Genomic DNA, 6,572 nt, shown 5'->3' on the forward strand with positions numbered 1-6,572 from the left:
CGACTTGCAGGGTCCGGGAGTCCTTCACGGTGACGTTGGCCACGCTGCTCAAAGGAGTATCCGAACCGTAGTAAGGCACCATCACACTGCCCAGGATACTTGGGTGCGCCTTACCTGTACGAATCTGACCAAAAGCGTGAGCCAGGGACTCCAGGGATTTGGTCATGCGCTCTTGAGCGTCTTTCTTGATTTCGTTGATCATTGTTCGCCTTCCTCGATCAGGGTTCCTTCAGCGCCGCCATGTACGATGTTCAGCAGGGCGCCGGGCTTGTTCATATTAAATACCCGCAGCGGCATCTTGTGGTCGCGGCACAGGCAAATAGCCGTCAGATCCATCACACCCAGCTTGCGATCCAGTACCTCATCGTAGGTCAGATGATCGAACTTCTCGGCATGCGGGTCTTTGAATGGGTCAGCGGTGTACACACCATCAACCTTGGTCGCCTTCAACACGACGTCAGCATCGATCTCGATCGCACGCAAGCAGGCTGCCGAGTCCGTGGTGAAGAACGGGTTGCCGGTACCGGCAGCGAAAATGACCACTTCCTTGGAGTTCAGGTGGCGCATGGCTTTGCGGCGATCGTAGTGATCGGTCACGCCTACCATCGAAATAGCCGACATCACGATGGCCGAGATATTCGCACGTTCCAGCGCGTCACGCATGGCCAGGGCGTTCATTACAGTGGCCAGCATGCCCATGTGGTCGCCAGTCACCCGATCCATGCCGGCTGCACTCAGTGCCGCGCCTCGGAACAGATTACCACCACCAATCACCAGACCGACCTGAACACCGATACCGACCAGTTGGCCGACTTCCAGCGCCATGCGATCCAGAACCTTGGGGTCGATCCCGAACTCTTCGGAGCCCATCAGGGCCTCGCCGCTAAGCTTGAGTAGAATGCGTTTATAGCGAGCCTGATAACCACTGCCCTGCTGAGCCATTGCGAATCTCTCCTGCGGCGTATTTTAAAAAATTCTTTGCGGGCTGTTTGCAGCCTGCGTTCACTCTAACGTGACGCTATCACAGCGCCATCAGAACACGGCTTTGTAAGCCAGTTCCGACGGAAAACCAAATAAATTGGCTTCCCCATCTGAAAAGAGGCTGCGCGCGTGAGCGGGCAGCCTCTTCAGGGCGACAGTTAAAAAACCGTCTTATTGCTTGCTGGCAGCCAGCTGTGCAGCAACTTCTTCAGCGAAGTTGTCGACTGGCTTCTCGATGCCTTCGCCTACTTTGAAGTAAGTGAAGGAAACGATTTCAGCGCCGCCTTTCTTGGCCAGCTCACCGACCTTGATTTCAGGGTTCTTGACGAACGCCTGCTCAACCAGGCTGGCTTCAGCCAGGAACTTGGTGATACGACCGGCAACCATTTTTTCAACGATTTCGGCTGGCTTGCCTTTGATCTTGTCTTCGTTGAGGCTCATGAACACGGCTTTTTCGCGTTCGATGGCTTCAGCGGAAACTTCCGACGGCAGCAGGAACTCAGGGTTGCTGGCAGCTACGTGCATAGCGATGTCTTTGGCCTTCAGCAGCAATGTTGCCTGCTTTCTTGGCAGCCTTGATGGCGCCCGAAGCACGCATGTCATCAATGGCTTTCTCGATGTCGCCGCCAGCCTTGGTCAAGGCTTTCTTGCAGTCCATCATGCCTTCGCCAGTACGCTCGCGCAGTTCTTTGACCAACGCTGCAGTAATCTCTGCCATTTCAAAATTCCTCTTGGATAGGTTATCAACCATTCCACCCGATCGAACGGGCGTTCAATTCTTCCCGAACCACCCTTGTTAGCTGCTGCACATTACAGATGCAGTAGCGACACCCTGAAAACAGGCGCCAACAAATGGTTTTCGAGGTGGCAAAAAGGGGGCCAAGCCCCCTTTTTGCTTACTGAGTCAACGCCAAGGCGTCAATTACTCAGCTGCTGCTACCGGAGCTTCTTCAACGAACTGCTCGGTGCCGCCAGCAACGTGGTTGCGACCGCGGATTACAGCGTCAGCCATCGAACCCATGTACAGCTGGATAGCGCGGATTGCGTCATCGTTACCTGGGATGATGTAGTCAACGCCTTCCGGGCTGCTGTTGGTATCGACTACGCCGATAACCGGGATGCCCAGCTTGTTGGCTTCGGTGATCGCGATGCGCTCGTGATCAACGTCGATAACGAACAGAGCGTCAGGCAGACCGCCCATGTCCTTGATACCACCCAGGGAACGATCGAGCTTTTCCAGGTCGCGAGTGCGCATCAGCGCCTCTTTCTTGGTCAGCTTGGCGAAAGTACCGTCTTCGGCTTGCACTTCAAGGTCACGCAGACGCTTGATGGAAGCACGGATGGTTTTGAAGTTGGTCAGCATGCCGCCCAACCAGCGGTGATCGACGTACGGCGAACCGCAACGTGCTGCTTCTTCAGCAACGATCTTGCCAGCGGAACGCTTGGTGCCGACGAACAGAATCTTGTTTTTGCCCTGGGCCAGACGCTCTACGAAAGTCAGAGCTTCGTTGAACATTGGCAGGGTTTTTTCAAGGTTGATGATGTGGATCTTGTTACGCGCGCCGAAAATGTACTTACCCATTTTCGGGTTCCAGTAACGGGTCTGGTGACCGAAGTGCACACCGGCCTTCAGCATATCGCGCATGTTGACTTGGGACATGATAGTTCCTTAATAAGTCGGGTTTGGCCTCCACGTATCCCAATGACCAACCAGCAGCATCAGCTGAAGGCACCCAGGTCATCGTGTCGACACGTGTGTGGATTTAAGCTTTTCGGGGTATACCCGGAAAGCGGCGCATTTTATATCACAAGGAGGGCGAAAACGAAACCCGGATTCTTAAAAGCCGATCAGTGCTTTTGCTCCGGCCCTTGGAATCCCCCCAGAATGCGCCATTCTATAAAGAGAAGCGACGCACAGAGGCACGGATTCGCCGTGATCGTCTGGTAGAATCATGTTTTTCAGGGCTGCGAGCAGCATCACGCAGAGCCCATTCCGTATAGAAAGCGCCGCTGAGCGTAGAGAGAACCTGTATGACCGTCACCCTCAAAACCCCAGAGGACATCGCAAAAATGCGTATCGCCGGCAAGCTTGCCGCCGATGTACTGGAAATGATTGCCGAATACGTCAAGCCGGGCGTCACGACCGAAGAGCTGGACCGCATCTGCCACGACTACATCGTCAACGAGCAGAAAGCCATCCCTGCCCCGCTCAACTATAAGGGCTTTCCGAAGTCGATCTGCACGTCGATCAACCACGTGGTCTGCCACGGCATCCCGAACGAGAAGCCGCTTAAAGATGGCGACACGCTGAACATCGACGTCACCGTGATCAAGGATGGCTATCACGGCGACACCAGCCGTATGTTCCACGTCGGCACCGTGCCGGTCTGGGCCGAGCGCCTGTCGCAAGTCACCCAGGAATGCATGTACAAGGCCATCCAACTGGTCAAGCCTGGCTGCCGCCTCGGCGATATCGGCGAAGTCATCCAGAAGCACGCTGAAAAGAACGGCTTCTCGGTGGTTCGCGAGTTCTGCGGTCACGGCATCGGCAAGGTATTCCACGAAGAACCGCAAATCCTGCATTACGGCCGCGCCGGTACCGGCATGGAACTGAAAGCCGGCATGACCTTCACCATCGAGCCGATGATCAATCAGGGCCGTGCCGACACCAAGGTACTCGGCGATGGCTGGACCGCGATCACCAAGGATCGCAAGCTGTCGGCCCAGTGGGAGCACACCCTGCTGGTGACCGAAACCGGCTATGAAATCTTCACCCTGCGCAGCGATGACACCATCCCTCGCGTTTCGGCCTGATCCGACAAGCTCCGCACCCAGCCTATAGAAGGAAAGCCAATCGATGCCGCAGGTGGATCCCGAACTCTTCGACCGCGGCCAGTTCCAGGCCGAACTGGCCCTGAAGGCAAGCCCGATCGCGGCCTTCAAGAAGGCCATCCGCCAGGCACAAGAGGTGCTCGACGCGCGATTTCGCAGCGGACGGGATATTCGCCGGCTGATCGAGGATCGCGCCTGGTTCGTCGACAACATCCTGCAACAGGCCTGGGAGCAGTTCAATTGGAGTGAAGACGCCGACATCGCGCTGGTCGCGGTCGGCGGCTACGGTCGCGGCGAGCTGCACCCCTACTCCGACATCGATTTGCTGATTCTGCTGGACAACGCCGATCACGAAGTTTTCCGCGACTCCATCGAGCGCTTTCTGACGCTGCTATGGGACATCGGCCTGGAAGTTGGCCAGAGCGTACGCTCGGTGGACGAATGCGCCGAACAAGCCCGCGCCGACCTGACCATCATCACCAACCTGATGGAGAGCCGCACCATTGCCGGCCCCGAGCACTTGCGCCAGCGCATGCTCGATGTCACCAGCACCGAGCACATGTGGCCGGCCAAGGAGTTTTTTCTGGCCAAACGCGCCGAACAAAAGGCCCGTCACCACAAATACAACGACACCGAATACAACCTGGAACCCAACGTCAAAGGTTCGCCTGGCGGCCTACGGGATATTCAGACGATTCTCTGGGTGGCACGCCGCCAATACGGCACGCTCAACCTGCGTGCACTGGCGGGCGAAGGCTTCCWGGTCGAAAGCGAAAACGCCCTGCTGGCCTCGTCCCAGGAGTTTTTGTGGAAGGTCCGCTACGCCCTGCACATGCTCGCCGGCCGCGCCGAAGACCGCCTGCTGTTCGACCACCAGCGCTCGATCGCCGGGCTGCTGGGTTTTGAAGGCGATGACGCCAAGCACGCCATCGAAAACTTCATGCAGCAGTACTACCGGGTGGTAATGAGCATTGCCCAGCTCAGCGACCTGATCATCCAGCATTTCGAGGAAGTCATCCTCGCACCGGAAGACGAAGCGCCGCCGCAACCGATCAACTCGCGCTTCCAGTTGCATGACGGCTACATCGAGGCAATCAACACCAACGTGTTCAGACGCACGCCGTTTGCCATGCTGGAAATTTTCGTGCTGATGGCCCAACAACCGGAAATCAAGGGCGTGCGGGCTGACACCATTCGTCTGCTGCGAGAACACCGGCACCTGATCGACGACGATTTCCGCAATGACATTCGCAATACCAGCCTGTTCATCGAACTGTTCAAGTGCAAGATCGGCATCCACCGCAACCTGCGACGGATGAACCGTTACGGCATTCTCGGGCGCTACCTGCCGGAGTTCGGTTTCATCGTCGGGCAAATGCAGCACGACCTGTTCCATATTTATACGGTCGACGCCCACACGCTGAACCTGATCAAACACCTGCGCAAATTGCAGTACACCCAGGTGTCCGAGAAATTCCCGCTGGCCAGCAAGCTCATGGGCAAGCTGCCCAAGCCGGAGCTGATCTACCTTGCCGGGCTGTACCACGACATCGGCAAGGGCCGGCATGGCGATCACTCGGATATCGGGGCGGTCGACGCCGAAGCGTTTTGCCAACGCCATCAACTGCCCGTGTGGGACAGCCGACTGATTGTCTGGCTGGTGCAAAACCACCTGGTGATGTCAACCACGGCCCAGCGCAAAGACCTGTCCGACCCGCAAGTGATCCACGACTTCGCGCAGATCGTCGGCGACGAAACCCGCCTCGATTACCTGTATGTGCTGACCGTTTCGGACATCAACGCCACCAACCCGACATTGTGGAACTCCTGGCGCGCCAGTCTGTTGCGCCAGCTCTACACCGAAACCAAGCGGGCCTTGCGCCGCGGCCTGGAAAACCCGGTTGATCGCGAAGAGCAGATCCGCCAGACCCAACGCGCCGCCCTGGATATTCTGGTACGCGGCGGCACCGACCCGGACGATGTCGAACAACTCTGGTCGCAACTGGGCGACGATTATTTCCTGCGTCACACCGCCGGCGACGTGGCCTGGCACACTGAGGCCATCCTCCAGCAGCCAGCCGATGGCGGGCCACTGGTACTGATCAAGGAAACCACTCAGCGCGAATTCGAGGGCGGTACACAGATCTTCATCTACGCGCCGGACCAGCACGACTTCTTCGCTGTGACCGTGGCCGCGATGGACCAGCTCAACCTGAACATTCACGACGCCCGGGTGATCACCTCTACCAGCCAGTTCACCCTCGACACCTATATCGTGCTCGACACCGACGGCGACTCGATTGGCGACAACCCGGCGCGGGTCAAGCAGATCCGCGACGGCCTGACCGAGGCCCTGCGCAACCCGGACAACTACCCGACCATCATCCAGCGTCGGGTGCCGCGCCAGCTCAAGCATTTTGCATTCGCACCGCAAGTGACGATCCACAACGACGCCCAGCGCCAGGTGACGGTGCTGGAACTCAGCGCCCCCGACCGTCCGGGTCTGCTGGCACGGATCGGAACGATCTTTCTCGAATTCGACCTGTCGCTGCAGAATGCCAAGATTRCCACCCTCGGCGAGCGGGTCGAAGACGTGTTCTTCATCACCGACGCGAGCAATCACCCGTTGTCCGACCCCCAGCTGTGCAGCCGTTTGCAGGACGCGATCGTCGAACAACTGAGCGTCAGCCCCGAACCGGATATCAAACTTTCACGCATCAGCTTCTGAATTAACAAATTTTCCCCTGTGGGAGCGAGCC

At 57.7% G+C, this 6,572-nt stretch carries 5 protein-coding genes and 1 pseudogene; 2 read left to right on the forward strand and 4 right to left on the reverse strand.

Annotation, left to right across the window (positions count from 1 at the left end):
* From AC1DH9_RS21625 to rpsB, 4 genes and pseudogenes are all read right to left on the reverse strand, one after another.
* On the reverse strand, positions 1–202 hold a 202-nt coding region (locus AC1DH9_RS21625), incomplete at its 3' end, for a ribosome recycling factor (RefSeq protein ID WP_477808758.1).
* Positions 199–942: a UMP kinase gene (gene pyrH, locus AC1DH9_RS21630; RefSeq protein WP_011059526.1), complete on the reverse strand. Its 744-nt coding sequence runs from the start codon at positions 940–942 to the stop codon at positions 199–201. The genes pyrH and AC1DH9_RS21625, both read right to left, overlap by 4 nt.
* Positions 943–1,152: 210 nt before the next feature.
* Positions 1,153–1,699: pseudogene (gene tsf / locus AC1DH9_RS21635) on the reverse strand (translation elongation factor Ts).
* Positions 1,700–1,903: 204 nt separating this feature from the next.
* Positions 1,904–2,641 carry a 30S ribosomal protein S2 gene (gene rpsB / locus AC1DH9_RS21640; RefSeq protein ID WP_003219330.1) on the reverse strand — a complete coding sequence of 246 codons (738 nt, stop codon included), beginning with the start codon at positions 2,639–2,641 and terminating at the stop codon, positions 1,904–1,906.
* Between the two features lie 371 nt (positions 2,642–3,012).
* Here rpsB and map point away from each other — a divergent pair, with 371 nt between their 5' ends.
* Together map and AC1DH9_RS21650 are read left to right on the forward strand one after the other, a co-directional pair.
* Positions 3,013–3,795 (forward strand): type I methionyl aminopeptidase, encoded by a 783-nt coding sequence (gene map / locus AC1DH9_RS21645; protein WP_427541001.1) that lies wholly within the window; start codon positions 3,013–3,015, stop codon positions 3,793–3,795.
* A 43-nt stretch (positions 3,796–3,838) separates the two neighbouring features.
* Entirely contained in the window at positions 3,839–6,541 is a 2,703-nt protein-coding gene (locus AC1DH9_RS21650) for a [protein-PII] uridylyltransferase (RefSeq protein WP_477808759.1), read from the forward strand.
* Positions 6,542–6,572: the final 31 nt, after the last annotated feature.

The sequence above is a fragment of the Pseudomonas sp. 05T35 genome (assembly GCF_056396605.1).

Excerpts from the sequence above, each read along its gene's own strand:
- rpsB (WP_003219330.1), bottom strand. The coding sequence starts at position 2,641 with ATGTCCCAAGTCAACATGCGCGATATGCTGAAGGCCGGTGTGCACTTC.
- pyrH (WP_011059526.1), bottom strand. The coding sequence starts at position 942 with ATGGCTCAGCAGGGCAGTGGTTATCAGGCTCGCTATAAACGCATTCTA.
- map (WP_427541001.1), top strand. The coding sequence starts at position 3,013 with ATGACCGTCACCCTCAAAACCCCAGAGGACATCGCAAAAATGCGTATC.